Origin of the sequence: Denitrobacterium detoxificans (genome assembly GCF_001643775.1) — a bacterium.
In the GTDB taxonomy this organism is placed as follows: Bacteria; Actinomycetota; Coriobacteriia; order Coriobacteriales; family Eggerthellaceae; genus Denitrobacterium; species Denitrobacterium detoxificans.
The window spans coordinates 1,292,875-1,317,893 of the sequence record NZ_CP011402.1 but is presented as its reverse complement, the minus strand read 5'-3'; the positions used below and the strand labels follow the sequence as shown (position 1 = coordinate 1,317,893).

The window sequence follows — 25,019 nt, the reverse complement described above, 5'->3', positions numbered from 1 at the left end:
CTCTCTAGCTTTTCGTTCCGACAACAACGACCTCGTTCACGGCAACGTAGGTGGATTGGAAGAGGTCCTTGTGCAGGACGTTACCCTCGGAATCCTTCACCGTGCGCGTAACGCTGATGCTCGAGCCGTTCTTGCCCTCGGTCTGCACGTATTGCGTGCCCGCGGCAATGGTGTCGTCGTAGGTGTACGTGGTGCCATAGGCGGCGCCTTCTTGCCATTCGCCAGTCTCGGTGGAGACAACGTACCCTGGGTCGATTCCATACAGTGTAGCGGTAACGGTCGTGTCGGTGTAAGACATGTCCAGCAAAACATCTGAAGTGCCATCATTGGTCCATTTCAGATCGGGGGACGGGTAGCTGATGGCGGCGTCTCGACCTGCGGGATACGAGGCGATGTAGCTGGAATGGTTATGGCGTTCTTTCACGGGGTAGCCGGCGTTGTATACCGCGTTGAATACGGTAGTGGCAACCTGGCAGATGCCTCCTCCGAAGTCCTCCTCGCTTACGCCGTTCACCACGACGCCCGCTACCTGGAATCCGGCTTCCTGGTTGCATTCGCCAGCCGTGTCATTGAAGCTCCAGACTCCCCCGTTGCTCGATACGATGGAGTTGTCGAGCAGGTCGGCAGCCAGGTGGATGTTATGGTTGCGCGCCTCCGAGCGAGCGGTGTATTCGGTGGTATATGAGCTGATCTTCGTGATAAGTCCCAGGGAAATGGCCTCGTCTACCGAGATGTGACTGGGCATATCCACGAGCTTCAGCGTGATGGTGGGCGTTGAGCTGGGGGCTTCGCCACCGAAGAGCGCATTCGTAATCTGGGCTACCGCATCTTCGGTTTCGGGCATAAGCCCGCCAGAAGTCACGTTTACGTAAATGCCGTCGCTCTCCTTTTCGAAGGCCACCGTGAGATTGTTTGCATCGGCGCCCGAAAGCGACTGAGTGACCAGGTAATGCTTTACCTTGGAGCTATCGACCGTGGGCGCAAGCGTATACGTGCCGTCGTCATTTTGAACGATGTCGGTAGTAATCATGTCTCCCAGGTCGGAAGACGTGGCATGCCATTCGCTCCCCTCTTCCGAGAACGTAAGGCCGTAAGCGATGGCGTTGTTGATGGTGTTGCAGGTGGCCTGCGCGGCTGCCTCGTTGATCTTCATGGGGGTATACACTACCTCGGCAACGAACGCACGCGTTACGCTGTCGTCGCTGGTGAGCAACGTCGATAGCTTATCGGCGAACCAGGAGCGGTCGACCATCATGCCGTCGTGGCCTTCGGTAACGCTGGCCTGCCCCTTCGAAATGGTGATGCCGTAGTTTTCGTAGGCTTCGCCCATGGACGAGTCTATCTGGCTCGCCAGCCATTCCAGGTCGTCTTCGCCGAACGACACGACGACGGATAGCTCGCGTGCGCCAAAGAACAAGCCAATGCGATCGAAGATGCCGCCGCGACCTTCGGCCATAGCCGCATCGATGAGCGCGTCATAGTTAATGGACGCATTCAGATTCGCTGCATTGGTGTTCCACACCTCGGTGGAGGCCAGTTCCTCTTCTACGGTTACCTCGTCGCTGGAAGCGGCATTGGTGTGATGCAGCGCCATGCCCTCTTCGCTGGAGTAGATTTCCACGTCGGAACTGGTAAGTCGCGGCTCGTATACCGTTTTTACGGCGTCGATGGCCTCGTCGCGCGTCATGCCGGCAACGTCGATGCCCCCGACCGTTACGTTGGGCATTACCTTGCCCCAGCGCGTTACGTAATCGCCTGCGTAGCACACGCAATTGAAAAGCACGAACACCACGAGCACGGCGGCAAGCACGGCCGTGCGGGGGTGCCTGGCGCGAAGCGAGCCGAATGCATGCAGAATGCCCTTTCCGATAAGCGAGAAGAACGAAAACAGGCCCGTGGCCAATCCGCCCAGGATGACGGCTACGATATTGCGGCTCTTGGCTTTCCCGCGATGCGCGGAGCGCGGCTGCTGCGTGCGAATCGCTCCTACATTTGCGGAACGCGCACGCGTGGAATTCTGCGAACGCGTAGTACGCTGCGGTTGCGTTCTCCTGGTTGCACGCGCGGCATTTGTTGCGCGCGTTGTGGATCGCTTGTTTGCGGACGTGCCCTTACCTGCGCCGCTACGCGAAGAGCGTGTGGGCGCTGCGTTGCGCGCGCGTCGCGTCTGCGCGCTGCCTGCGTGCTTTCCGCCGCGCGAAGATGCGCGGGAAGACGAACTCCGATTGTGACGAGCTTCAGCCATTGCTACGAACGCTCAGCTTTCCTAGCTGCGGAAAGCTTCCGCAGGGCTTCTCGCACGTAGTACGTGGTGGAATACGCCCCCAACAGAAGACCGGCATAGATAAACCAGATGGCCCAGCAAACGCTCGTTCCGTTGAAGCCGGGAAGCCACGCGATGTCGCACCATCCCAAACCGGGAATGAGCGGTGCGTTCAACACCAGGCCCGCAAAGCCGATGAAGAAGAACGTGGTGGCAACCTTACCTGGGTAGATGACGTCGACGCGCACCTTCCAGCGCTTGAGGAGGATGGCGTATCCCGCCATAAGTACGATGTCGCGACCCAGCACGAGCGCGATAATCCACAGGGGGATGCGGCCCGTAAGGTATACGCCGAGCACGCCCAGAATCATGAGCAGGCGGTCTACCGCTGGGTCGAGCATGCGACCCAGTTTCGTAACCCGGTTCGTTCGGCGAGCGATTTGCCCGTCGAGGAAATCGGTGCAGGCGGCAATCGCAAACAACGCGGTAGCCGCGATGTTGTTCCCCTGCATGAGCATGACGAAGAACGCGGGAATCATGCACAGACGCACAAAGCTAACCGCATTGGGAAGCGTGATTATAGCGTCAGATGGATTCTCCGGAGTGCCTTTGATGATGTCGTTCTCTTGCGTCATGTCCCTGCGTTTCTGCTAATCAAAACAAAAAGAGTCGGGTGCGAATAGACACCCGACTCTCTATTGTAGCGAAAATTGCAGACCTATTCCTTCGCGGCCTCGCGTTCGGCTTTGGCTTTCATAGCAGCTTCAAGTTTCGCTTTCTTCGCAGCTTCTTTGGCCGCCTTCTCTTCTTCGGACTCTTCGGGCTTCGTGAAAACCTCGGGAGCCATGGCGCGCGTCGGCTTCTGGTACGTGGGTAGCATGGTAAGGCAGCTCTTCGGGCAGGCACGCACGCACGAGCTACACTGGACGCAGCCGAAGTGGTCGATTGTCCAGGTGCCAGCCTTCTTATCGACGGTGATGGAATGCGCGGGGCATGCCTTCTGGCAGATGCCGCACAGGATGCAGACCTTCATGTCGTTTTCGATGTGACCCTTCAGGCCCGCAGGTGCAGGCTTCGTCTCGAAGGGATACAGCAGCGTCTCGGGCTTCTTGAAAAGCGAGCCCAAGGTCATTTTTCCAAGTTTGAAACTACCCATGGCCCTACCTTTCCGTGCAGCTGATGCAGGGGTCGATCGTGAGGACGATCATGTTCACGTCGGTAAGCTCGCAGCCAGCGAGTGCCGTTGCCATGCCGGCCAGGTTCGCGCTGGTTGGCGTGCGAATGCGCATGCGCTCAAGATACTTCGTGCCGTTGCCCGAAGCGTAGTAGTAGCATTCGCCACGCGGCTGCTCGAGGGCATTGCACGCCTGCGCACCCGCCTTGGGCGAACCCTTCACGGGAACCGCAATGTCGCCTGCAGGGATGGTGGCACACATCTCGTTGATGATATCAATGCTCTGCAGCACTTCCTGGGCTCGTACGATGACGCGAGCCATGCAATCGCCGTCGGTGGAGAGGATCGGCTGGAAGTCGCTCAGGTACTTATAGCCGCCATTGCCCAGGCGACGCACGTCGTTGTTCAGGTTGCTGGCACGGCCGAAGGGGCCTACCATGCCGTACTTCGCTGCGTCTTCGGGGGTGATGACGCCCACGCCCACCAGGCGCGAGCGAACGCTCGTGTCATTCACGAAGGTATTCATGAGCTGCTGGTACTCGTCTTTGATGCCAGCAAGCGTGTCTTGCAGGTAGCGCAGCGTCTCTGCGTCCTGGTCACGCACCATGCCGCCCACAACTACGGCCGAGAAGATTACGCGGCCGCCGGTCATGCGCTCGAAGCAATCGAGCACGCGCTCGCGCAGGCGCCAGCAGTGCATGAACAGGCTTTCGAAGCCGAATGCGTCGGCTGCCAGGCCCATCCACAGGATGTGCGAATGAACACGCGAAAGTTCGTGCAGGATGACGCGCAGGTATTCCGCACGCGTGGGGATTTCCACGCCCATGAGCTTTTCGACGGTTTCCGCGTAGCCCATGCTATGGCCGAATGCGCAGATGCCACAGATGCGTTCCGCGATGTAGATGAACTGGTTGTAATCGCGCGTTTCGGTAAGCTTTTCCAGACCGCGATGGATGAAGCCAATCTGGGGAATGGCTTCGACGACCTTTTCGTCTTCTACTACCAGGTCCAGATGAAGCGGTTCGGGTAGAACCGGGTGCTGCGGACCGAAAGGAATGACGGTTGCCTTGCCCATGCTACTCCCCTTCCCCTTCTTCGGCTGCCTTCTTGGCAGCTGCTGCCTTGGCCTTTGCCGCCTTCGCAGCGGCGATCTTCGCGGCCTTTTCGCGGGCCGCCTTCTGCTCGGGGCTAATGACGGTCATGGGCTCCTTCATGGCCAGGTCGTAGAACGCGCCCTGGAAGTCGAGGACCATGCCGATCATGTTTACGCCGAACAGGTCGTGCGCCTCGTTTTCGAAGGGAAAGAGACCCAGGAACATGTCCTGCAGCGAGGGAACCTCGTCGGTCTTCTGCACCCCGCGAATGCGGAAATTCTCGTAGATGCCTTCGCGTTCGAAGGTGTACGTGATGTCAATGCCCTCTTCGGCGTTTACGCAATGCGTCTGCACGGCGCGCCAGCCTTCGGCGTTGCGACGTTGCGCAATCGCACGGAGCTCGGAGAGCTGAATATCTTGAAAGTGCTGGTCGATTGCCATTATGCCCCCTTCGCTATCTCTTCTTCGATGGGCGTGCCGCGCGTGAGTTCGGGCAGCTTCGGCGGAACGTAGGTGCCGGCCTTGATGGCCTTGCTCTTTTCGTCCAGGATGCCCACGGCTTCCACGACGGCGTCGATGAGCGCTTCGGGGCGCACGGCGCAGCCGGGTGCGTACACGTCGACGGGAATGGCCTTGTCTACGCCGCCGAGCACGTTGTAGCAGTCGTGGAACACGCCGCCCGTGCAGGCGCAGCAGCCGCAAGCCACAACGACCTTCGGCTCGAGCATCTGGCTGTAGATCTCGCGCACGACGTGGATATTGCGTTCGTTGACGCTACCCGTTACCAGGAAGATGTCGGCGTGTTTCGGGTTGCCGGTATTCACCACGCCAAAGCGTTCGGCGTCGAACCCGGGGCATAGGGCCGCAAGCACTTCGATGTCGCAGCCATTGCAGCTGGAAGCGTCGTAGTGGATGACCCACGGGGATTTGCTTGCAAAAGACATGTGAGCCTCCTTCCTATATGAATGCCAACACGGCGATGTTGATACCGCCGGCGACCAGGGCAACTGCCCACGCCCACTTGAGCATGGGTTGCCACTTCACGCGGGCAAAGTTGTTGTCGATCCAGATTTCCAGGAACCACATGACCAGCGCGAAGACGATGGCGACGATGATGGTCACGGGGCCGCCCCAGACGAAGAACATGCCTACCCAGCCCAGGAAGAGCACGTCTTCAACCCAATGCATGATCTCGACCTTGGCGAGCGTGGGGCCTGACATTTCCGTGGTAACGCCCTTCACGATGTCCTGGTGGCCGTGGTGGCCGCTGTCGGAGATGTCGAAGGGGCTCTTGCGGAGCTTGATGGTGAGGATGAATGCCAGCCCGATGAACGCACCCAGGCCGAAGCAGATGATGGGATGCGTGAGGCGGAATGCGGCAACCACGTCAAACGAATGCGTGACCTGGTAAAACACGATGGCCATGAACAGGACCATGGGCTCGTAGCTCATAACCTGGATGGTTTCGCGTGCCGCACCAATTTCGGCATAGGGTGAACGCGTGGAGTACGCGGCGATAATGAAGAACAGGCTCGACAGCGTAATGACGAAGACGCACAGCAGCAGGTTTCCGCCGCTGAAGAAGATGCCGCCCGCCAGCATGGCGAAGCCAAGTGCTGCGGCAATGTAGACGCCTTCGACGCCGTTGACGCTAGCGCGCTCCTTTTCCAAAAGCTTGCGCACGTCCCAGTAGGGCTGCAGCAGCTTCGGGCCAACGCGCCCCTGCATGCGGGCGCTGATGATGCGCTCCAGGCCAGCCAGCAGGCAGCCGATAACGGGAGCGACGACGGCGAAAATGACCGTGGCGATGAGGGTCTTCAGAATTGCCATGAGAATGGGTGTCATCTTGCGCTCCTTTCTAGAAAACGGCCGTGATGCTGGCGAGGGACATGGCGAATGCGGCGATGATGATGAGCGTGCAGCTTATCTCGCCGATGGGCTTGATGCGGCTTTCACCGAACAGCGATTCCAGGTACCAATTGCGCACCGTGGCTTCGGAACGCTGGCTCATGGCATTGATGTACGTGCGATTTGCATTGTCGGCACTTACGCCAGCCAGGTACACGCTTGCCTTCTTGCCCTTGGGTGCCTTGCGATTCAAGCCTACGAACAGAAGCAGCGTAACAACCACTGCAAGGATGCCCGTGATCCATAGGATATCGTCGCCCAGTGCGGCAACGGGGTTTGCGTACACGGTTGCAATATAGGGCAGCACGATGTAGTTGCTGATCACCGGCAGGAAGAAGCAGCATAGTACGATGAGTGCGGCCATGAGGTACAAAGACGCCCATTCGGTCTTGGTAACCGTGACCTCGACGCTTTCCTGAGCTGCGGCAATGCCCGAGAGCTTGCCAAGCCACTTCGCCCAGAACATGAACGTGGCGGCCGAGCCAAACGCCAGAAGCACGAGCAGCACGACTTGGTTCATTTCCACGAGGGATACCAGCGTGGCCCATTTCGAGATGAGCATGCCAAACGGCGCGATGAACATGGTCATGATGCCGAGCATCATGAGGCGGGCCAACTTCGGCATGCGCTCGAACAGCAGGTCCATGTCTTCGATGTTGCGGCTGCCAATGTGATGTTCGGCGGTGCCCACGCACAGGAACAGCAGAGATTTGGCAATGGCGTGGAACAGAATGAGGAAGATAGCCGCCCAGATGGCTTCAGGCGTGCCCACGCCTGCGCAGGCAACGATCAGGCCCAGGTTCGCAATGGTGGAATACGCCAGCACGCGCTTGGCGTTGCTCTGGCTAATGGCCATGAACGAGGCGAGCATGAACGTGATACCGCCAACCAGGATGACCATCATGGACGGAACCATGGATACCACGAATACGGGGGCAAGCTTCACCAGCATGAATACGCCGGCCTTCACCATCGTGGAGCTGTGGAGCAAGGCGCTCGTGGGCGTAGGTGCAACCATGGCGCCGAGCAGCCAGGTATGGAACGGCATCTGCGCCGCCTTGGTAAGGCCCGCGAAGGCAAGTGCGCTTGCGGGAAGGACGACCAGCGCGGGCGTATAGGCACCCAGTGCGATGAATTCGTAGAACGACAACGTCTTCAGCGCGATGGCGCAGAAGTACAGCGCTACGGAAAAGCCCAGGCCACCAGCAATGTTCATGATGATCTGGCGGAATGCGTTGCGAATGGCTTCTTCGGTACGCGTGTAGCCAATGAGCAGGAACGAGCAAACCGTGGTGATTTCCCAAGCGGTGAACAGCCACGACATGTTGTTCGAGAAAACGACGGCGTACATAGCCGACAGGAATAGGAACATGATGGCGAAGAACACCGGGCGACGGTCCTTCTCGTCAGCATGTTCGCGTTGGAAATCTTCCATGTAGCCCAGAGCATATACGCAGATGCCCGTACCGATGATGCCGATGATGAATGCCATGGCCACCGAAAGGGAATCGAAGTACAAGCCGTAGGCAACGTGAATGCCATGGGCAAATGCAAATTCGAAGACGAGGGAAGCTACGAGTTGTACGCCCGCGAGGATACCCGCCCACACGTTCTTGTATCGAATGGCAAAGGCAATAACGCATACTCCGATGAGAATGCTAGCCAGAGCGCAGATGTAGTCGATGATCTGCGAGCTGAATTCGATGTAAACGCCGGGTGTGGCAATATTGGTGGCGCAGAATACCAGCGTGGCCAATGCGATGATGGCCGCGGCACTGCATACGATTGCCGTTCGCACGCTATTGTTCTTGATGAAGAGCAATACTGCTGCAATCACCAGCGGGAACAGAATCAGGAAACCAATCATTTCCACGAGCTTCACCCCTTCTTACTTCTCGACTGCTATAAAAAACGGTGCCTTGTAGCACCGTAGACAGAGTATCAAAAGCTGCTCCACTCTTCGCTAGTGGGGCTGTTCAGCCACATAATTTCTCGGTAGGCGGGAAAGCGGCCCCCTCCGTTGCGCGCAGACGGCGCGAAAATGAGGGTGGACGGCTCAGCTTTCCGAATCGTCCATAATCTGCACATGTTCGCGTTAAAAGATGCCCAAAAGCTGAAGCACCAACCGTACGAAGAAGATTGCGATTACAACAAGGACGATGGGGCGAACGATGCCTACTCCCTTGTTTGAAAAGTACGTGGCGCCAAGGTAGTTGCCCGCGATGTTGAAGAGGCCGGCGAGTAAGCCCAGGCCGATGAGCACTTCCCCATTCACCAGGAATACGGCAAGGGACGTGACATTGGTGGTGAGATTGATGCTTTTGGTTACGCCGGCGGTCTTGAAGACGTCGAGTCGGGCCACGCCCATGAGGAGCAGCATGAGAAACGTGCCGGTTCCAGGGCCGTAGAAGCCGTCGTAGATGCCAATCGTGAATGCGATGAGCATGCAGAGCGCCACGGTCTTGCCGAAGGGAAACGCGGGCGTCTTCGGGGAGATGTCTTTCTTGAAGAGCACATATCCGCCTACGAGGGGCAGGGCCACGAGCATGACGATAATGAGCAGGCGGTCGCTTGCCAGGAGGGCAAGATTCGACCCCAGGAACGAACCGCAGATGGCAAGCGCTACGGAGGGAATGCAGAGCTTCCAATCCATGTAGCCACGCCGTGCGTACTTTATCGTGGCGATGGTCGTTCCCATGGTCGACGACATCTTGTTCGTGGCGATAGCCGCGTGGGAAGGAAGGCCGCACAGGATGTATGCGGGAAGCGAAACCAGGCCTCCCCCGCCGCCTACGGCATCTACGAAGCCCGCGGCAAACAGCAGCGGTGCGATTATCAAGAGTGACCAAGCGGGTAGACCGCCAAGAAAGAACTGAGTGAGATCCACGATTCCCTTAATGCCTTAAACAACAGATCGCATATAACGGTAGCGCAGAGTCTGGCGCTCGCAACTTCCCTCTCTTAGTCCTCCAACAATTAACAAGAGCCATCAACGGCGCGCATGGGCGCATGCGCGCAGCGGAGCGAAAAGATGGACGGATGGCAACTCATCTGCGGCAATGTTCAAATTGCATAGTTGTGGAGAAATAGCGAGCGATTAATTCACTCTCGGAACAATAATCGCCTCTCGTCATTTGGATTATTGCGTTTCTCCACGTCAAACGCGTTCACGAAATGGGCGAAGTGTCGAAATTGCGAATATCAGTCTCGCTTCATAACTGCTCCTCACAATACGGACCTTGAAAAATGTTACTGCTGAGGTGCGTATGGATTTGCAAACGTTCGTCGTGGGGTTCGGCGCGTTCACAATTTTTGTTTTTCTCTTCTGCGGCATAGATGACGCCATTTGGGACATCGTGTCCTTCTGCTCGCGCATCTACCGCAGGAAGTCGAATAATGCCCGAATCAATTTCGAGCAAATGCGCTCGACTCCCCCCAAAATGCTTGCCGTGTGCATTGCCGCGTGGCACGAGTCGAATGTAATCGAAGACGTCATCGACACCTTCGTCACAAACACCGACTACCCCAAGTCGATGTATCACCTATTCGTGGGCGTCTACCCGAACGATCCTGAAACGATTGCCGCCGTGAAATCGGCTTCTAAGCGCTTTCCCAACGTGCATGCCATTGTTAACTGCATCGATGGGCCCACTACGAAAGCCCAGAACATCAATCACGTCATCCGCCAAATTAAGCTCTACGAAGAGCAGAATCATATTCGGTTTGCCTCGTTGACCGTTCACGACTCCGAGGACGTTATCCATTCCTACGAGCTTCTGGCTACGAACTACCTTATCGACAAGCATGAGGCGCTGCAGTTCCCCGTGTTCCCGATCATGGAGATGCCGACATTCAAGAACTTCTTCAGGCAGCTCACCACGGGAACATACGCCGACGAGTTTGCGGAGCACCATTTCACGACGCTTGTTGCGCGCAGAAACCTGGGTGCGTTCGTGCCTTGCGCCGGCACTGGATTTGCGCTTTCGAGGGAACTGATCGACCGGTTCAATGGCGAGGACGTCTTGCCGAGCGACAGCCTCACGGAGGACTACCTGCTTTCGCTTCAGCTGTACAAGAAGGGCATTTCTCTGCATTACGTTCTCGAACGATTGCCTCGCGTTCTGCCGAACGGCAAGATCAAGGACGATTTCATCACCACGCGCGCCCTGTTCCCCGCAACGTTTCACGCTGCAGTGCGCCAGAAGACGCGCTGGGCGTACGGCATCACCATGCAATCCATCAGCTTGAAGGATGTCTTCTTCTCGAAGGGCGTGAGCTTTGCGGGCCGTTACTCTTTCTACAAGGACGTCAAGTCGAAGTACATCAATCTTATGCCCATCATTGGCTATGCAGCTTCGCTCTACTGCATCGTCTCGTTTCCGCTCGGCCTCCCAAAGATGTTCCCCGAGGACTCCCCCTTCTTCTTTTTGGCCGTACTGGTATTCCTGATGATGTTCGTGCGTCAGGTTACCAGGGCGCATTCGCTCTATCGCGTATATGGTCTGAAGAGCGCATTCTTTGGCTGCTTTCTTCCCCCGCTGCTTCCCATTCGCCTCATTTACGGTAACATCATCAACTTCGCCGCAACCAAGGGCGCCATCAGCATGCGTTTCCGCGTGGGAAAGAATCGCCCTCAGAAGGAAAAGGCAAAGAAGAGCCCGCGCCGTAAGGTCAAGTGGGCCAAGACTGACCATGAGTTTCTAACGAGCGAGCAGCTGCAGCGCTATCGTCGCAAACTTGGCGACACCCTCATCGTCCAAGGATGCCTGACGGCAGAGGAGTTCAGGGATGCGCTGGAGGAAATGGATCGCGAGTCCGGCGAGCACATCGGCGCATACCTCATTCGCAAAGGGCTCATTACCGAGGTGCAGATGGTGCAGGCCCTAAGCCACGTTCAGCATGTTCTCTTCCTGCCCGATGGCGTCGTGAGCAAGCTTGGCTACCGTAGGACCCTGGAACAGTTCGATCGGGAACGCCTGCGAAAGATGAAGATCCTGCCCCTGATGGTGGAGGGCGATACCGTCTACGTTGCCGTGTGCGACGAAACGAGCGATGGAGCGATTCGCGTATTCTCGGAAGAGAATGGCGTGAACGTAAAGCGCATGTACGCAATGGAATCGCAGATCATAAGTGCGCTTTCCGACGAGAGGAATCGCGATCGCACGCTCGATTCTATCGGGCTTTACCGTGCGGGCATTCTATCCTACGAGCAGGCCGTGCTCGTAGGCGTCTATTCCGTGTTTCTGAAGAAGCCCGAACGCGAAATCCAAGAGTACATGGGCTTACCTGCTGGCGCCGACGCGAAAAACGCCCATCGCTACGGGCTACGCCGTGTGCATCACGCTCAGGCACCCCAGCTAAAGCAGCGCATACGCTAGCCCCGAATGCGTATTCGGGGAGAGTGGTGGCGAAGCGCTCGTTCGCATGCCTTTCTCGCGTCGGGCGCTTATTCCCGGTGGCGACGAACCGAAACCAGATGGGTCGTGAACTACTTGCGGTCGAGCTGCTGACGTGCGACGAGGTCGGCGAACTTGCCTCCATGCGCAAGGAGCTCTTCGTACGTTCCGTCTTCCACGATGGTTCCGCCGTCGAGCATGACGATGCGATCGGCATGGCGAATGGTCGAAAGACGATGAGCGATGACGATGCGCGTGCAGTTCAGCCCCTCAAGAGCATCGCTTACGTGCTTTTGCGTGACGTTATCGAGTGCGCTCGTGGCTTCGTCGAGCATGAGGATACGAGGTTTTCCGCAGATAGCGCGCGCGATAAGCAGGCGTTGGCGCTGTCCGCCCGAAACGCCCCCGCTACCTTCGCTGATGAGCGTCTGCATGCCCATGGGCATCTTTCGGATGTCATCGGCTATGCCCGCGAGTTCGGCCGCTTCCCATGCGTCGTCGAGCGTGGCGCGTGGGTGCATGATGGTGATGTTGCCGAAGATGTCGCCTGCGAAGAGGTCGCCATTTTGCATGACTACTCCGATGTTGCGCCGAACCGAGCGAACATCTACAGAGGCCAGGTCCCTGCCATCGTAGGCGATCGTTCCCGAGCACGGCTGCTCGAATCCAAGGAGCATACGCAAGAGTGTGGACTTACCGCAGCCTGTGGTTCCCACGATGGCTACGTATTCACCTGGGGAGACCCTCAGGGAAACCCCATCAAGCACCAAGGGCAGATTGCTGGCGTATCGAAACGATACGTTGGTGACCTCGATTCCTCCTTCAAGTGCGGACACTTGCTTCTTGTTCGAAAGCGTTTCCGGTACGGCTTTCATGATGGGTTCGACCATTTCGAGCAATGGTCGCAGACGCGCAAGCATGGGGATGGATGTTGCGAGTGCGGTTATGGCGCCCGAAACCATGCCGAATGCGTAGTTGAACGCTATGTAATCGGCGACGTTTACGCTTCCCGCCACGGCTGCCACGTAGAATGCGATGGTTCCCGCGACGGCGACGAGTGGTATGAGTGATGGCGCTGCAAGCAAAAGCGCAGGTCGCCCATAGATGGCTTGCGACATTTCGGCGTAACGGCGCGCCCAAAACGAGAATGCGCGAGATTCCGCTCCCGCGATTTTCAGTTTCGCCACGCCATGGAGCAATGCGGGCACAACACCCGAAAGCTTCGTTTTCTGCTGCATCTGCTTTCGGTTGTAGCGAATGGTTGACTTCAGGGCCAGGAGCACGGCGGCAATCTGGATAGCGGCTACGCACAATGCGGGAAGCGCGAGCGCAGGAGCGAACGAGAAAATCTGCACGACGTACAAGAGCGCGAATACGCAGGTAAGGCCAACGTTCAAGATGCTCTTGGAGAAAAGCTCGACGAACAGCGAGATGGTGGAAACGCGATGTGCCAGGTCGCCAGGTGCAATCTGCCTGAAGAATGACGGTGGCAGCAGCATGACGCGGGCATAGGTGGCGGCTTCGATTTGAACGCGTAGCTTTAGCATGAGCCGGGCGGTGACGACATTGCTCGTTAGCTTGATGAGCGCCTGCGCGAAGATAACACCGAAGAGCAGCAAGCCTATGGGCGAGATGAGCGACTCCAGACCCGAGGGGATGACGGCGCTGAACAGCAACCGATATGCAATGGTGGGCAACATGCCTAGAAGCGTGACGAGCGTTGTTGCGATAATCATAAGCGCGTAATCGGAAATTGCCAGCGAGCGGAGCATGTACGCAAGCACGTCGCGTGTTGAGAGTTCGCGTGCGGGCAGCGGTCGATAGAAGCAGAGCGCCTCTGCCTCAAAAAGACCCGCTGTGCGTTTGTTCAGGGGCACGCGCTCTTTCTTTGCCGGGTCGAAATAGCCATAGCCATGCGTGCCCAGCGGCAGGATTGCAACGAGATTTCCGTCCTTGAGCCTTCCCAGGTACGCGCCGGTAGCATTTCGCCACCAGCCGTCTTCGAGTCGAACGGGGCGCTTCATGATGCCCGTTGGACGCAATGCGCATTCAATGCGCCCCATAGGGTCGGTCACGTCGTTGGGAACCTCGAAGGGCTTGCAGCCGTAAAACGAGAGAATGGCATCGATTGCCATGTCGGCTGCGCATGCATCGTCGACGGGGAAGCGGGTTGATTGGCCCGGCCCCATTACGGATGCCGCCAAGCGCTCATACGAGTCTTCGAGCTCTTCCCTATCAAGGCGACGACGTGCTTCGATTTGTTCGGAGAACCAGGTCATACTAGTTGCTCCGTACCAGATTTGCGTAGGTGCCGTTCGCGGCAATAAGCTGGTCGTGCGTGCCACGTTCGACGATCGTTCCCTCGTGCAGAACGATGATCTCGTCGCAATCGCGGATGGTGGAAAGACGGTGCGCCACGACAATGCACGTAATGCCCCGTTCGCGCACGGATTGCATGATGTGAGCCTCCGTCTTCGCGTCAAGCGCGCTCGTCGCCTCGTCGAGGATGAGAATGCTTGGGTCGGCTGCTAGCGCACGAGCTATTTCAAGGCGTTGGAGCTGACCGCCCGAGAAGTTTCTACCGCGTGGAGCGATTACTTCCTGGTACCCAGCGGCACGTTGCGTGATGGCGTCATGAATGCCCGCGTCGCGTGCAGCCATGATCACTTCGTACTCTTCGATGGACTGGTCCCAAAGACGAATATTGGCATCGATGGTGTCGGGCACCGTCATGATGTCCTGGTCGACTACGGAAAGCGATGCGTGAAGCCTATCGGGGTCGATGGCGGATCGAGGCATGCCATCGAATTTGATGCTCCCCTGCCATGGCTCGTAGAGGCCGCTCACCAGCTTTGCGATAGTGGATTTTCCCGAACCGGAAGATCCTACGAGGGCTACCCAAGAGCCAGGTTCGAGCGAAAGAGAAAAATCCTTGATGAGGGCAGGTTCGAGCGGAGAATAGCCGAAACTTAGGTGCTCGATCTCCACCTTGCCCGACAGCTTGTCGTTTACGTCAGCGGCTGGCAACGTGGATTCGCTTGCGTCTGCGGGATGCTCCAGCACGTCCTGCACACGCTCCATCGAGGTGCGCATCTCCTGTATCTGCTGGCCCAAGCCGATAACCGAATCCACGGGACCCATGAAGCTTGCAAGCAGGCCCTGAAAGGCCATGAGCATGCCAGCGGTAAACTGGCCGCTCATGATGAGGAACGTACCCAGCAGCAAGACCGCGATGTTGGCGAACTGCGCCAGAAACTCGGGAACCGCCGCAAAGTACAGGTCGACCTTGCTGAACCTTACGCTCGCGTTGTTTACGAGCGCCTGGTAGCCCGACCAACGCTCGAAGAAGCCCTCTTCGGCTCCCGAGGCCTTGATCGTCTCGATGGATTCGATGCCGGCCATGGTGGAGGAATAGAGCAGTCCTCGGCTGCGCATCTGCTGGCGCGAAACGTTCACGCGAGCCCGCGAGGCCCAGTTGGCCACGATGACGTTTACGGCGACTGCCCCCACGCCCACGAGCGTGAGTTTCCAACTGTATGCCAGCATGACGCCCAGGTAGAGCACCAGAAGGACGACATTGAATAGCGCAGGCGCGAGGCGCTCTACGAGCGTAGCGGCAACGGTTTCGTTTGCTTCTTGGCGTTGCTGCAAGTCGCCTATGGCACGCTGTTCGTAAAAGCCCACGGGGAGATGCAATAGATGCCACATGAATTCCGAGGCGCCGACAACCGCGAATTTTCCCCGAATGCAATTGAGGTAGGCGGCATTGGCGATGCTCACGGCGCAGCGCACCACCACAGCAATACTCAGCAAGGTCAGGATGGATCCAAACCACTGCGGGATTTCGCCCGAGAGCACGTAGTCCATGAATGCCGTAGACACGGTCGTGCTAAGGATGGTGGCAAGCGATAGCACGAATGTGGCGACTGCCACGAAGGCGATGGGTGCCTTCATCCCACGCAAGCGCCTGCGGGTGAACGCCCAGGTAGAGGGTCGCTGTCCGCCCTTTTCGAATGTAGAAGTCGGTTCGAATGCAAGCACCGTACCGCCGTATGATCGCTCGAAGGAGTGCAGGGGTACTTTCACGGACCCGCGACTGGGGTCATTCAGGAGGACCTTGCTCCCGGAAATGCCCTTTACGACAACGAAATGCGCTCCCTTCCAAGACGCAATGCAGGGAAAGGAAGCCTTTTCGCGAAGCTCGTCGATGGAATATGCGTTCGTAGTGGCGGCAAGTCCGTATGACTCCCCCGCTTTCGCGATGTTGGCCTCCTTCGATCCATCGCGGCTGACGCCGCATGCAACGCGGGCCTCCTCGAGTGGCACCCAGCGTCCGTAATAGGCAAGCATCATGGCAAGGCAGATGGCGCCGCATTCGGACGCCTCCATCTGCATGATTACGGGAACGTTTTTCGTGGTAGAGCGCATGCGAGCCTATTGCTTTCCCAGTACGATGTTGATGGGGCGCGTTTCGGAAACGACCATGCTCACGGGAACGAGTCGTGCCTCTCCCCCGGCGGTTGCAATGGAAAATGTCGAGCCAGGGAGCTCGCTTGATGGCTTGATGGTTATCACGTAGTTCCAGTCGGAAAGGTGCAGGGATTCGTCGTAGTAGTCACTGCCGATGTATGTTTTCGCCTCAGATGCGGAAATGGGCGTGGCACTGCAGCTTTCGATTTCCGCATTGATGCCATTGATGCTTACCGTGGCTCCCGAATCTTGGATTTTGTCGAGCGTTGATTTGTCGACCAGGCAAAACACCACGGGTTCGGTGGACCCTTCGGGGATATAGGCAAATCCCGTGAGGTTGAGCGTGACGGGAACGATTGCGACCGCAGCCCATACGGCGATGCCTACCATAAGCAGGAGCGAAGCAAGAGCAATCACCCACGCGCTTGGATTGGCGACCTTGATGTATTGATCCAGCTCGTCGGAGCTGGAAACGCGGTTCAGAGCCGAATGTCCGAAAACGCTTTCGGGTTCGACAATCTTCTGCGCCATGGGCTCTCCCCTTGCCTTGCTTCACGTACGGGTAGCATTTTACCAGCTCGGACGGAAATGCATGCGCGCAGGCCAACGTTTAGTTACCATTTGAATCCAAACGGAATTCGCTATGACTTGCTGCCTGCCTGGATGCTTTCGACTACGTTGGCCAACGGAAGATTTGGCGAAAACAGTGGGTTCCTGAATCCTGGCGCCTTCCCTACGCAGCCGCTTCCGCGCATGCGTTTGGTATAGCTCCCTGGCAAGACGAGGGGCGGACGCTATGCACATACGACATCGTAATAAACACCTGGGCGGGCACGTAGAACGCCCACACCAGTAGTGCCGATACGTCATGTACGACGCCTGCCGACAAGATGCGAACTGCGATAGAGGCATCGCAGCAAAAGAAGAGCGTTATGCCTATTGCGAAGAGCAGCGAAACGCCCGTCTTTCGGTTGAGCCACGCCTGCACGGCATTGCACAAGACCAAGGCAATGTCGATTAGGCCAACCGCATGGGAAAAGGTAAGTTCGCCCATCGACCAAATGAGAGCGAACAATGCGATCATCGCGCCTATACGCGCTACGAGAGACCGCAGGGAAAAGCCCACATACCCCCAGTACACAACCTCAGTTACGCAGAATGCCACAAAGCCAGGCAAGAGGGTCCATTCCGTGTCGATGAGGGTTAGAAAGATGTCAGAGACTGCCGTGGCAACAAGTCCCGCAACGATGATATTCGCACGTTTGTTTCCCGCGCTCTTGCCAAAGCGAGCGTAGAACCACAAGGCGACGATCGCACCCAAGACCACCGACGCATACATGCTTACGTTCGTAAGCAGGCCCAGTTCGAATATCTCGCACACATGGATGAGGGCAAATAGGACAACCTCAACCGCCAGATAGGCACTTACGATTCCCCTGCAGGCATTCATGGTTCCCGCCATGCCCTTCTGCTCTGCCGTCATGCAGTCTCCCCTTTTATGTTGATACACGTCAACGCCGCGCGATGAAGCCCCGGCTTCAAGCGGCTATTGCCTGGCAATAGCCGCTTGCCTTAGCGAGTCACAATAGCATTCTTTGGAAGGGGAAAGGACATGGTCTACGCTTACCACGCAATCGGCAAGAAGGTGAGCAACGGGGCAATTATGATGGCGGGCAACATGTTCGCCACGCGAATCTTGGTATTCCATACGAGGTTTACGCCAACGCAGAATATGAGAATGCTTCCCACGAGCGAAAGGCCAGCCAAAGCGGAATCGGTCATGAGCGGGCGAATAAGCACCGATAGCGCCGTAACCGCGCCCTGGAAGACGCCAACGGGAATAGCGGAGAATGCGCATCCCCGCCCAAGCGAGCAGGTCATAACCAAAATGATGACGAAGTCCAGAATAGCCTTAGTGCATAGGATCGAGATGTCGCCGAGCATGCCGTCTTCAACCGCTCCGACTACGGCCATAGCGCCCACGCAAACCGTCACCGATGCGGTGACGAACGCATCGACGAAGGAGCGGTCCCCGGCATTACCCGTCTTGCGCTTGAGCCATTCGCCAAAGCGCCTCACGAGGCCATCTATGTCGGCAATCTCGCCAATGAGCGTACCTGCCACTATGCTGGTCACGACAAACAGCGACTTCCCCGACGCAAGAACGTCGCCATCGAGAGCGAGCATGCCCTGCATGGCGCCAGCGATTCCAATGAAGAGCACGCAAACACCCGCAGCTTTGGCCAATCCATCTTGCAGACGTTCGTTCAGCAGCTTTCCGGCCGCTGCCCCGAAGAATCCCGCTACTACAATGGCAGCGACGTTTACGATTGTTCCCAGTCCGGGAATGACCATGTTGCTCCCCTTCGGTTTCGTTCATTGCATCGATTGTACCCGTTTACCTGGCAGTTAAGTCGATGCGTTCACGCAAAACTAGACCACAGGGGAGGCAAGCTAGCGATGCGAATGGTAGCCTGAGTATTCGTCGAGATACCCGTACGTGACCCCCAACTTGTTATTCGGGTCGCTTGCATCGCAGCGCACGGAGAACGTGCCAAACACCTGCGCTGTCGTCATGCCATGTGCCTCGATATAGGAAAGGAGCGCATCGTTGTCTTCGTTGGCAAACAGCTTTGGCTCGCTACTGCCCAGGCGAACGGTTTCGTCCGAGGGGCGAAGCGTGCGCTTCCCGTTTTCATCGCGACCCTGCAGCAGATAGTACGTATCTCCCGCCGCGTTTGCGCTTGCCAAATCGTAGTTCAGAACATCCTGCTGGTAGACAGCCACCGCAGCCACAATGCCCGCACCCTCGGTAATCTTGCGGTTCGCACGGTTATAGCAAATGACCATCTTCATCGAATCGAATTCGGTGCAGAAGTTGTAGTCGCCAGAGGAGTCCATGAAGCCAGCAAGCGGACCAGCGCCATAGAGCGGGACGAGCGTATTCTCGATGGCTTGGACCTTCCCCTCGCGAGAAGGGAGCGCATGAATGGCCATATCCGTCTTTTCCCAGGTGCCGTTTCCGCTGTTCAGCCATGCGTAGCCCTCATCCCAATCGTATGCGGGCACGTAGATGCCGTCGGAAAGCTTCTGGGTCATGCCAATGATGCCATGCACGCTCTCGCTCAGGCCATATGCGTCAACCGCAGCGCGTACGCCATCCGCGTGCGAGGCGGAGCAAATCCATACATCGATTCCGTTGTCGCTGTATGCCTTCAGCATCTCCCGCACGTCTTCGGTCACGGAAACGCCCAGGGGGAATTCACTGGATGCGACACCCACCTCAGAGGCAATGCTCGCTGGGGACTCCCACACCACGTCGACGGTGTCTACGTCACGATACGTTTCGCATGAACGCATATACAAGTTGTAGACTTCCTGTTCGGACATGCCGGAATACCAGTTCAGCACCCAGGCACACGCCGTCGGGTCGTCAATGGTATCTTCCACGTGCTCGTAAAACGCCTTCATCTTGGCGGCAAATTCCATCCACTCGGGATCGGCTTGAATGGCCTTCTGGGCCTCCTCGTCCAGGCCGGAAGAAGTGAAGGGGCCATAGATGGTCCACAGGTACTGGTATGCGTTCTCGATATCATCGAGCCATAGGTTGTTATCATCTGCCTCCGGATTGATTTCCGACGAGAGCGCTGCGCGCAGCCCCGCAGGGTCTACGGCAAAGGCCATCGTTTGAATCTGGTAGGCATTGCACTGATAGGTAATATCGAAAATCGCCGTCGTATTATCGAAATCGCAAACCACATATGCGCTTTCGTTCCAATCGGGGGAATCCTTCCCGTATGTCGCAATGAAGTCGTTGATGGCAGCTTCCGTTGCCGGAGCGAACGACGTACCCGAAACGTAGAGCGTCTTAACATCCGCACTTTCCATTTCGGATGGGGTACCCCCACCCGACGAACCCTGCCCCGAGCAGGCAACGGCGCCACTTGCGCATGCCAACACGATCATTGTGACAACGAGATTTTTAATAAGTGATCTCACGGTCACCCATCCCCTTTCCGAACTCCCTGAAGTAGCTTGGGGGTATCTTTGCAGAGCCATCATCAAGCATCTAGCGTCCGAACAGCCTTGTAATGCATTGGAAACGCCCATTTAACTCGCAGGTCATAGAGCACCTATTTACCGAGCTCGGAAGCGCGAGAAGCGAAGAGGCCGCCTTCGGGAAACGGGGCATCGGCCAGACCGCCCAGGACCCCGAGCCCTCCTCCATGGAGGAACGTAAGTCGCCATAGCCATTCGAAAGTGACGTCTACCCAACGAGCAGTCGTCGAACGTCTTCGTGGTACTCGGGTTTTACCAGGTAGTACAAGAGCACATCAACGAGGTTTTCGCGCTTCCTATTGCGTCCGACGATCTTGAAATAGCGGATGCCGTACGTGGCGCGCAGGGCATCTACCTCCTCGTTTGAGAGGACAATAGGACCGCTGAATAAGTCGACGAGATCGGCTTTCGGGCGGCGGCATTCCTCGGGGAACAGCGTGGCCTCACCATTCAGCTGATCGCGGCTTTCATGCTCGTAGTGCAGCTGGCGCACGGGGCAATTCGGTGCGCAGAGCTCGTTGACCATCACCTCAAGGCGTTCAGGGTGCGAGACCTGGGCAATGAAGTCGTAATCCTTGTTCAAATTATAGTTGAGGACCACGTAGTCATAACGCTCAAGTGCATCGTTGAGCGCATCGATGTCGGTAATCTCTCGGCTCGTCGAGAGCACGAGCTTGAACGGGTAGTTTTCGCGCAGATAATCTGCCACTTCATCCGAGTAGACGATAACCTCCACGTCGTACTGGCTTGCAATAGCCAGGATCTTCCGGATGTACGTATCGTCTCTGAGCATGCAACCGTCGATGAACATGTTGGTGAAGGTGAGACGCGCTTTCACGCCCGCCTCGTTGAGCGCCGTAAAGGTGGCATGCATTTGATTAGACGAATACGGTAGCAGCCCCACATACTGCCGCCCGCCATTCGCCTTGCAGAGCGGGAAAGAGCCGTATACGCTTCCAAAGCGCACTCCGTCGCGGAACACGGCAGGGTTCTTGCGCCAGGCTTCAATCAAGGCCAGATTCATCTTCAGGTTGCTTGTGAAATCGGGCAAAGCGTAATTCAAATCAAGCATGGTTCCTCCTCGGCGGATCATCGCAAGAGACCAACTGCAGAGCCAAGCACTCCCGCAGCCACAATCGATTCGTTAGCTACTCAGAAATCGAGCTGGGCGCTTGCATGACACGACAAATGACAGTGCCAAGCCGACAAGCAGCGGAAGCACGCCCGAGAGCACGATGAGCGCGGCGGCTATCTGAGGGGACAGAACCATGACGTCTACGCCCGCAAAGCTTGTGGCCGTCATGCTGTTCACGCCCGCAGACATTGCGTAGACGACGCCCACCGCAATCACGCCTGCGAGCAAGCCTTCCACGAACGTCTCGATGTTGAACATGGCCACCAGGTTGCCCCGCGATGCGCCAAGGGATCGCAGAAGCCCCATTTCTCGGCGTCGTTCAGCTATGCCAGTGTAGGTAAGGAGCGCTAGCATAATGGAACCGACAACCAGCGAGACGCCAATGAGAACGATCAGCACCAGGCCCACGATGTCCACAACGCCAGACAGGGTTTCGGACATGTCGCCTGAATTATTGTTATAGATGATAGTTCGATCGTGCATTCCCGCCTGGTCCATGCGATCGTTGTAAGCCGTGATAATCCCAATCACCTTCTGCTTTGCAGCAAGATCTTTTGGATAGATGCTCATCGAGAGCGGCTTGCTCATGTCTACGTAGCCAAGCTTGGCAATGTTGTTGTCATAGCCTATCTCGGATGAGTCAGATAGGTTGTTAAGAAACGCAACGAGGTCCTCTTCGCTCATGTTGATCTGGATTACGTTGGTTAGTTCGTTTCCAGCCACAGCGACCCCATTGTCGACCTCGGTGAGAATGCGGTCGAGCTCATTAGCTATGGCCGCTTCGAGTTCTCTGCCTAGTTCGTCGGCAACAGCCGGAAACTCGCGCTCAAGCTCCTCTTCGGCCTCCTTCGCGATTTCTTCCATGGACTGTTCAATGATTTCGGCACTGACTTCGTCGATAAGGACCTCGACGTAAACGCCCGTTAGGTAATCTTCGAGCTGCCCACGCACGACTTCACCGTAGCTCTGCCCCACGAGAAGGTCGAGCTCGAGCATTTGCTGCTTGCCGACATCGGTTTGCAAGTAGCCTTTCCAATAGCTGCTAACCTTATCCGAATCGCTCAGATCCTCGGCAGTGGCCCCCTCGTCAATGGCCCAGGCGGTGAAGTTGGCAACCATGCCCCCCGTTAATATACTTACCTCGGCTTTCTGCTCAGCGGTCAGCTCCAAGCCGGATTCTTCGGGATCGAGCATCGAGGCGAGTTCGATGGCATCGTAGATCCTCTGTTCGTTCACCGCGTCGAGTATGTCGCGTTCGTCAATCTCAAATTGCGACCAGTCAATCTTCGAGAGGTCAGCCCAAAGCAGCTCAAGGTCGTCATCACCGGAATCAGTCTCTTCCACATCACTATCTCCAAACATGCCGAGCAGGCGAGCAATCGCCTGATCATTTACGGTAATGACGTTCTCGAGGTTCAGATTGCCCGCCGGATGCGCCTTCAAATCCTCAAAGCTCTTACCCGTAAACACGTCGACATCAGGGTTGTCGAGCTGTTGCTTGGTGATCGCGCTTTGAGCGGATACCCCGACGAGATAATCGACGAGTTCGGAGGTATACCCGACGCCTTCGGGCATGAGAGGGGAAAGCGTATCACGTTTCGGCTGTACGATACCGCACACCTTCAGCTTGATGCCTTCTTGGGCTATTTTGCCGGAAACATAATCGTCGTCCAGCGACTTATCGGCCCACGTACCTCGTGCCTCATCCCTCTGGTAAAGGCTCACGCGCGGCAGAACCACGAAATTCGCGTCCATGAGCTGGTCGTAGCTAAGCTCGGATGGCGAATCGGGAAACTCGACGCTCTGCCCGTCGAGAGCCGCATTCAGCGCGTCGTTAACTGCCTCGTGGTCGTAGAGTCCAAGGTAATAGAGCGTAAGGTCGCTGATACCGCCGTTTTTGTCGAGCACAATCACGCATTCGTCGTAGCTTTGAGGCCAAGTGCCATAGACAACGTCCATCTGCTCGTCCAATATATCTTGGCTGTCGATCATCTGATGGAACCCGCCTAGGCTATTAAGCGAGCTTGCGGTCGAGTTGGCCCGACGCGTGACCATTTCCGAAAGCGACGAAGGATTAAGCTGTTCAACGCCCTGGGTCGTGTCGCCATTGTATACGAGGGGCACAATGCCATAATCATATGTGACGGTGTCAACATAATCGAGAATGCCATCCGAATTTGAATCGACGAATTGCTTGAAACCAGCAAGGTCATTATCGCGAACGTGCGAGATCGTTTCCGCGAGCATCGATGATACGTCTTGAATGGAGCCATCGAGAGTATTTACCTTTACAGTGCCCGGAGACGACGAGCTTTCCTCTGTGGCCGCACTCTGGGAATTGAGATTCCTCAAGCTCTCGCTGCTAAGCAAGCTCGTGAGGTCAAGGTTAGATTTCCCTACAACGATAGGGTCGGTGGCAATCGTAGACTCTTCGAAACCAGCAATGAGATTATTTGCACCGCCACCAAGCGCAACGATGGTAGCGATGCCTATCATGCTTATGGCCGATGCGATGGCTGTAAGTATTGCCCGCCCCTTCTTCGCAGACATGTTACGGATCGAATAGCCTACCACAGCGAAAAACGGCATGCTCCGACGCGATTTCGCGCGTAAGCGGGGATTAGAGCTGCTCTTTCCCGAAAGCTGCGCGGATTGCTCGATGGTCCCGACGATGGTTCCATTGTGCGTAGATACATCGCTGACCACTTTGCCGTTGGCAAAGCGCAAGATCCGACTGGCGCGCGAAGCCAGTTCATCGTCGCTCGTAGCCAGTATCACAAGTCGACTCCTCGCGGCGCGCTCGAGAGCGTTTACTACCGTTTCCGCGGAGCTTTTGTCAAGCCCGCACGTCGGCTCGTCCGCAAGAAGGATATCAGGCTCTTTCGCCAAGGTGCGAGCAATCGCCACAAGGCGCTGCTGGGCGCATGAAAGGGCCGCTGGCTTCTTCGACGCACAGTTTTCAACACCCAGAAGACGAAGGGCTTCGAGTGCTCGTTCACTGCGCTCGGTTTGGCGAACGTTTCCAATCGTTAAAGCCAGCTCGACATTCTCGAGTGCGGTTCGATGCCCCACGAGAACAGGGTCCTGGAACGCAAACCCGACGCGCGCGTTGCGGTATTCATTCCAATCGGCCTCTCTGAATGTACGGGTCGACTTGCCATCAATGATCACTTCACCTGAATCGGGCTGCTCGATTCCTCCCAGGATGTTCAGGAGCACGGACTTGCCACAAGCCGCCGGCCCGCAAATCGCAACAAGGCCGCAATCTCCGAAGGCGACGGACACATCGGAAAGTGCCGTAATCTCTCCCTTAAGGTAGTTCTTGCCTATATCGCGCAGTTCAATCATGATCAAACCTTGCTTTCAGCTAATGTGTATTGGCGTGCTTGCCACGCGAAATGCCGCCATCGAGTAATGATTGCGCTTAGAAAGCTAACCCCCAGCATCATTTTAGCATGCGCTCTTCGCTGGCATCGCACCGTCAGACTATGGATAAACGACTGTTACCAGGGAAAAGGTG

General features: G+C 56.8%; 18 protein-coding genes. 1 reads left to right on the top strand and 17 read right to left on the bottom strand.

Annotated elements, in window-relative coordinates:
* Window positions 1-4 precede the first annotated feature (4 nt).
* The 9 genes from AAY81_RS05630 to AAY81_RS05590 all read right to left on the bottom strand — a co-directional run bounded on the left by AAY81_RS05630 (window position 5) and on the right by AAY81_RS05590 (window position 9,326).
* Window positions 5-1,903, bottom strand: coding sequence for a VanW family protein (locus tag AAY81_RS05630; RefSeq protein WP_169815798.1), 1,899 nt, complete (start codon window positions 1,901-1,903; stop codon window positions 5-7).
* Between the two features lie 344 nt (window positions 1,904-2,247).
* Window positions 2,248-2,898, bottom strand: coding sequence for a CDP-alcohol phosphatidyltransferase family protein (locus AAY81_RS05625; protein ID WP_066662455.1), 651 nt, complete (start codon window positions 2,896-2,898; stop codon window positions 2,248-2,250).
* A gap of 83 nt (window positions 2,899-2,981) precedes the next feature.
* Window positions 2,982-3,419 (bottom strand): 4Fe-4S dicluster domain-containing protein, encoded by a 438-nt coding sequence (locus tag AAY81_RS05620; RefSeq protein WP_066662452.1) that lies wholly within the window; start codon window positions 3,417-3,419, stop codon window positions 2,982-2,984.
* Window positions 3,420-3,423: 4 nt separating this feature from the next.
* Entirely contained in the window at window positions 3,424-4,512 is a 1,089-nt protein-coding gene (locus AAY81_RS05615) for a hydrogenase large subunit (RefSeq protein ID WP_066662450.1), read from the bottom strand.
* 1 nt (window position 4,513) lies between these two features.
* Window positions 4,514-4,972, bottom strand: coding sequence for an NADH-quinone oxidoreductase subunit C (locus AAY81_RS05610; RefSeq protein ID WP_066662448.1), 459 nt, complete (start codon window positions 4,970-4,972; stop codon window positions 4,514-4,516).
* Window positions 4,972-5,475 carry an NADH-quinone oxidoreductase subunit B family protein gene (locus tag AAY81_RS05605; protein ID WP_082867881.1) on the bottom strand — a complete coding sequence of 168 codons (504 nt, stop codon included), beginning with the start codon at window positions 5,473-5,475 and terminating at the stop codon, window positions 4,972-4,974. The genes AAY81_RS05610 and AAY81_RS05605 overlap by 1 nt, the downstream gene beginning before the upstream one ends.
* Before the next feature lie 13 nt (window positions 5,476-5,488).
* Window positions 5,489-6,361 carry an NADH-quinone oxidoreductase subunit H gene (locus tag AAY81_RS05600; protein WP_066665002.1) on the bottom strand — a complete coding sequence of 291 codons (873 nt, stop codon included), beginning with the start codon at window positions 6,359-6,361 and terminating at the stop codon, window positions 5,489-5,491.
* 28 nt (window positions 6,362-6,389) lie between these two features.
* Window positions 6,390-8,306 (bottom strand): NADH-quinone oxidoreductase subunit 5 family protein, encoded by a 1,917-nt coding sequence (locus tag AAY81_RS05595; protein ID WP_177168521.1) that lies wholly within the window; start codon window positions 8,304-8,306, stop codon window positions 6,390-6,392.
* Between the two features lie 228 nt (window positions 8,307-8,534).
* Window positions 8,535-9,326, bottom strand: a complete 792-nt coding sequence (locus AAY81_RS05590) for a sulfite exporter TauE/SafE family protein (RefSeq protein WP_066662445.1) — start codon at window positions 9,324-9,326, stop codon at window positions 8,535-8,537.
* 379 nt (window positions 9,327-9,705) lie between these two features.
* On the opposite strand from AAY81_RS05590, the gene AAY81_RS05585 reads away from it, so the two are divergent.
* Window positions 9,706-11,817 (top strand): glycosyltransferase, encoded by a 2,112-nt coding sequence (locus AAY81_RS05585; protein ID WP_066662442.1) that lies wholly within the window; start codon window positions 9,706-9,708, stop codon window positions 11,815-11,817.
* A gap of 110 nt (window positions 11,818-11,927) precedes the next feature.
* Here the strand turns inward: AAY81_RS05585 and AAY81_RS05580 are convergent, their stop codons facing one another.
* The 8 genes from AAY81_RS05580 to AAY81_RS05545 all read right to left on the bottom strand — a co-directional run bounded on the left by AAY81_RS05580 (window position 11,928) and on the right by AAY81_RS05545 (window position 24,847).
* Entirely contained in the window at window positions 11,928-14,114 is a 2,187-nt protein-coding gene (locus AAY81_RS05580) for an ATP-binding cassette domain-containing protein (protein WP_066662439.1), read from the bottom strand.
* Between the two features lies 1 nt (window position 14,115).
* Window positions 14,116-16,263, bottom strand: a complete 2,148-nt coding sequence (locus tag AAY81_RS05575) for an NHLP family bacteriocin export ABC transporter peptidase/permease/ATPase subunit (RefSeq protein ID WP_066662436.1) — start codon at window positions 16,261-16,263, stop codon at window positions 14,116-14,118.
* 6 nt (window positions 16,264-16,269) lie between these two features.
* Complete coding sequence (locus AAY81_RS05570; protein ID WP_066662433.1) at window positions 16,270-16,836, bottom strand: hypothetical protein; 567 nt, start codon at window positions 16,834-16,836, stop codon at window positions 16,270-16,272.
* 202 nt (window positions 16,837-17,038) lie between these two features.
* Entirely contained in the window at window positions 17,039-17,788 is a 750-nt protein-coding gene (locus AAY81_RS05565; protein WP_066662431.1) for a lysoplasmalogenase family protein, read from the bottom strand.
* Window positions 17,789-17,928: 140 nt separating this feature from the next.
* A complete protein-coding gene (locus tag AAY81_RS05560) occupies window positions 17,929-18,660 on the bottom strand; it encodes a DUF554 domain-containing protein (protein WP_240480555.1) in 732 nt (243 codons plus the stop codon).
* A gap of 99 nt (window positions 18,661-18,759) precedes the next feature.
* On the bottom strand, window positions 18,760-20,271 hold the full coding sequence (locus AAY81_RS05555) for an HAD family hydrolase (protein WP_156501499.1): 1,512 nt from the start codon (window positions 20,269-20,271) through the stop codon (window positions 18,760-18,762).
* 301 nt (window positions 20,272-20,572) lie between these two features.
* Window positions 20,573-21,436, bottom strand: coding sequence for a hypothetical protein (locus tag AAY81_RS05550; RefSeq protein ID WP_066662427.1), 864 nt, complete (start codon window positions 21,434-21,436; stop codon window positions 20,573-20,575).
* Between the two features lie 72 nt (window positions 21,437-21,508).
* Entirely contained in the window at window positions 21,509-24,847 is a 3,339-nt protein-coding gene (locus AAY81_RS05545) for an ABC transporter ATP-binding protein/permease (protein ID WP_066662424.1), read from the bottom strand.
* Window positions 24,848-25,019 lie beyond the last annotated feature (172 nt).

Coding starts and splice junctions, on each gene's coding strand:
- AAY81_RS05620 (WP_066662452.1), bottom strand. CDS start 3,419: ATGGGTAGTTTCAAACTTGGAAAAATGACCTTGGGCTCGCTTTTCAAG.
- AAY81_RS05575 (WP_066662436.1), bottom strand. CDS start 16,263: ATGCGCTCTACCACGAAAAACGTTCCCGTAATCATGCAGATGGAGGCG.
- AAY81_RS05605 (WP_082867881.1), bottom strand. CDS start 5,475: ATGTCTTTTGCAAGCAAATCCCCGTGGGTCATCCACTACGACGCTTCC.
- AAY81_RS05600 (WP_066665002.1), bottom strand. CDS start 6,361: ATGGCAATTCTGAAGACCCTCATCGCCACGGTCATTTTCGCCGTCGTC.
- AAY81_RS05610 (WP_066662448.1), bottom strand. CDS start 4,972: ATGGCAATCGACCAGCACTTTCAAGATATTCAGCTCTCCGAGCTCCGT.
- AAY81_RS05545 (WP_066662424.1), bottom strand. CDS start 24,847: ATGATTGAACTGCGCGATATAGGCAAGAACTACCTTAAGGGAGAGATT.
- AAY81_RS05555 (WP_156501499.1), bottom strand. CDS start 20,271: ATGATCGTGTTGGCATGCGCAAGTGGCGCCGTTGCCTGCTCGGGGCAG.
- AAY81_RS05560 (WP_240480555.1), bottom strand. CDS start 18,660: ATGGTCATTCCCGGACTGGGAACAATCGTAAACGTCGCTGCCATTGTA.
- AAY81_RS05570 (WP_066662433.1), bottom strand. CDS start 16,836: ATGGCGCAGAAGATTGTCGAACCCGAAAGCGTTTTCGGACATTCGGCT.
- AAY81_RS05615 (WP_066662450.1), bottom strand. CDS start 4,512: ATGGGCAAGGCAACCGTCATTCCTTTCGGTCCGCAGCACCCGGTTCTA.
- AAY81_RS05595 (WP_177168521.1), bottom strand. CDS start 8,306: ATGATTGGTTTCCTGATTCTGTTCCCGCTGGTGATTGCAGCAGTATTG.
- AAY81_RS05550 (WP_066662427.1), bottom strand. CDS start 21,436: ATGCTTGATTTGAATTACGCTTTGCCCGATTTCACAAGCAACCTGAAG.
- AAY81_RS05625 (WP_066662455.1), bottom strand. CDS start 2,898: ATGACGCAAGAGAACGACATCATCAAAGGCACTCCGGAGAATCCATCT.
- AAY81_RS05585 (WP_066662442.1), top strand. CDS start 9,706: ATGGATTTGCAAACGTTCGTCGTGGGGTTCGGCGCGTTCACAATTTTT.
- AAY81_RS05565 (WP_066662431.1), bottom strand. CDS start 17,788: ATGACGGCAGAGCAGAAGGGCATGGCGGGAACCATGAATGCCTGCAGG.
- AAY81_RS05580 (WP_066662439.1), bottom strand. CDS start 14,114: ATGACCTGGTTCTCCGAACAAATCGAAGCACGTCGTCGCCTTGATAGG.